Origin of the sequence: Mycobacterium sp. (genome assembly GCF_025933915.1) — a bacterium.
Classification (GTDB): Bacteria; Actinomycetota; Actinomycetes; order Mycobacteriales; family Mycobacteriaceae; genus Mycobacterium.
On record NZ_JAICZA010000279.1, the window covers coordinates 1 to 3,093 of the forward strand.

The 3,093-nt window shown below is 69.6% G+C and carries 1 protein-coding gene; it reads left to right on the top strand.

Going from position 1 to position 3,093, the window contains the following annotated elements; genetic code table 11:
- Positions 1 to 3,030 (top strand): amino acid adenylation domain-containing protein (locus tag Q0W90_RS23935; protein WP_297777104.1); only part of this gene is annotated, 3,030 nt, incomplete at its 5' end.
- Positions 3,031 to 3,093: the final 63 nt, after the last annotated feature.

Below are 3,093 nucleotides of genomic sequence, written 5' to 3' on the forward strand. Positions count from 1 at the left end.
CAGGTGGCCCGCACCCCGGACGTGGCGGCGCTGAGTTTCGAGGGCCGCTCGATGACCTACCGGGAGCTCGACGAGGCCGCAAACCGGTTGGCGCACTTGTTGATCGAGGAGGGCGCGGGCCCGGGTGAGCGGGTCGCGTTGCTGTTCTCCCGGTCCGCCGACGCGATCGTCTCGATCCTCGCGGTCCTCAAGACCGGGGCGGCGTACCTGCCGATCGACCCGGCGTTGCCGGCCGCACGGATCGAGTTCCTGCTCACCGACGCCGAGCCGGTCGCCGTGGTCACCACGGCGGGCCTGCGGTCGCGGCTCGACGGCTGCCGCCCGACGGTCATCGACATCGACGACCCGGCGCTGGACACCCAACCCTGCACGGCGCTGCCGATCCCGTCGTCGGACAACATCGCCTACCTCATCTACACCTCGGGCACGACCGGCGTCCCCAAGGGCGTGGCCGTCACCCACGACAACGCCACCCAGCTGCTGGAGTCCCTGCACGCCGACCTGCCGGAGGCGGGGGTGTGGGCACAGTGGCACTCGCTGGTCTTCGACGTCTCGGTGCACGAGATCTGGGGCGCGCTGCTGCACGGCGGGCGCCTGGTGGTGGTTCCCGAATCGGTCGCGGCGTCCCCGGACGACTTGCACGCGCTGCTGGTCTCCGAACAGGTCACCGTGCTGAGCCAGACCCCGTCGGCGGTGGGCATGCTCTCGCCGGAGGGCCTGGACTCGACGGCGCTGGTGGTGGCCGGCGAGGCCTGCCCGGTCGAGGTCGTCGACCGGTGGGCGCCCGGACGGGTGATGATCAACGCCTACGGCCCGACCGAGGCCACCGTGTACGCGGCGATGAGCGCGCCGCTGCAGACCGGGGCGGGGTCGGCGCCGATCGGTTCGCCGGTGCCGCGGGCCGCGTTGTTCGTGCTGGACAGGTGGCTGCGCCCGGCGCCCGAGGGTGTCGTCGGCGAGCTGTACATCGCGGGTCACGGTGTGGCGGCGGGATATTCGCGTCGGTCTTCTCTGACGGCGTCGCGGTTCGTGGCCTGCCCGTTCGGGGGCCCGGGTGCGCGGATGTATCGCACCGGCGACCTGGTCCGGTGGGGCCACGATGGTCAGCTGGAGTACCTGGGCCGCGCCGACGAGCAGGTCAAGGTCCGCGGCTACCGCATCGAACTCGGTGAAGTGCAGGCGGCACTGGCCGGGCTGGACGGGGTCGAGCAGGCGGCGGTGATCGCCCGCGAGGACCGTCCCGGCGACAAGCGGCTGGTGGGCTACATCACCGGCACCGCCGACCCGGTCGGTATCCGCATCCAGCTGGCCGACCGGTTGCCCGCCTACATGGTGCCGGCCGCGGTGGTGGTGCTGGACGCGCTGCCGTTGACGGTCAACGGCAAGCTCGACAAGCGCGCCCTGCCCGCGCCGGAATACCAGAAGCGCGGCGGCGAGTACGTTGCCCCGTCGGATCACACCGAGGAGATCGTGGCCGGCATCTTCGCCCGGGTGCTCGGGATGGAGCGGGTCTCGGTCGAGGACTCCTTCTTCGAGCTCGGGGGGGACTCGCTGTCCGCGATGCGGGTGATCGCCGAGATCAACACCGCCGTTGACGGCGCCCTGTCGGTCCGCACGTTATTCGACTCGCAGTCCGTCCGGGCCCTGAGCCATCGGATCACCAGCGGTGCCGGCACGGAGAACGCCGCGGGGCCCGGCTTCGCGGCGGTGCACGGCGCCGACGCCACCGAGGTGCACGCCCGCGACCTCACCTTGGACAAGTTCATCGACGCGACGACGCTGTCCAGCGTGCCGGCGTTGCCCGGTCCGAGCTCCGAGGTGCGCACGGTCCTGCTGACCGGCGCGACGGGTTTCCTGGGCCGCTACCTGGTGCTGGAATGGCTCGAGCAGCTGGAACTGGTCGAGGGCAAGCTGGTCTGCTTGGTGCGGGCCCGGTCCGACGAGGACGCCTGGCGCCGTCTGGAGAAGACGTTCGACAGCGGTGACCCGGAATTGCTGCAGCACTTCCAGGAATTGGCCGAAGAGCACCTGCAGGTGGTCGCCGGCGACAAGGGCCAGGCCAACCTGGGCCTGGACGACGAGACGTGGCAGCAGCTGGCCGACACGGTCGACCTGATCGTCGACTCCGCGGCCGTCGTCAACGGTGTGCTGCCCTACAACGAGCTGTTCACTCCCAATGTCGGGGGCACGGCCGAGCTGATCCGGTTGGCGCTCACCACGAAGATGAAGCCGTACGCGTACGTGTCGACGTCGGACGTGGGACGCCAGATCGAGCCGTCGGCGTTCACCGAGGACGCCGACATCCGGGTCATCAGCGCCACCCGTGTCATCGACGGCAGCTACGCCAACGGCTACGGCAACAGCAAGTGGGCCGGCGAGGTGTTGCTGCGCGAGGCCCACGACCTGTGCGGTCTGCCGGTCTCGGTGTTCCGCTCGGACATGATCCTGGCTGGCACCAGCTACGCGGGCCAGCTGAACGTGGCGGACATCTTCACCCGGATGATCCTGAGCGTGGTGGCCACCGGCTGCGCGCCCAAGTCGTTCTATCAGCTCGACGCCGACGGCAAGCGGCAAAGCGCGCACTTCGACGGCCTGCCCGTCGAGTTCGTCGCCGAGGCGATCGCCAAGCTGGGCGCCCAGGTGATGGAGGGGTTCGAGACCTATCACGTGATGAACCCGCACGATGACGGAATCGGGCTGGACGAGTACGTCGACTGGCTGATCGAAGCCGGCTACCCGATCGAGCGGGTCGGTGACTTCGGCGAGTGGCTGCAACGCTTCGAGACCGGATTGCGTGGCCTGCCGGAACGGCAGCGGCAGAACTCGGTCCTGCAGATGTTGCTGTTGCTGCTGCGGGATCCGAAGAACCTGCAGCCCGCCGAGCCGGCCCGTGGGGCGTTCGCGACGACCGACCGGTTCCGCGCCGCCGTGCAGGAAGCAAAGGTCGGTTCGGACAACGACATCCCGCACGTCAGCGCCCCGGTGATCGTCAAGTACGTCACCGATCTGCAGCTGCTCGGTTTGCTCTAACCTTCGAAGGCTCCAGCGCGGCGTGGTCCCTACGGACCGCGCCGCTGCTGCATGCGCAATTCC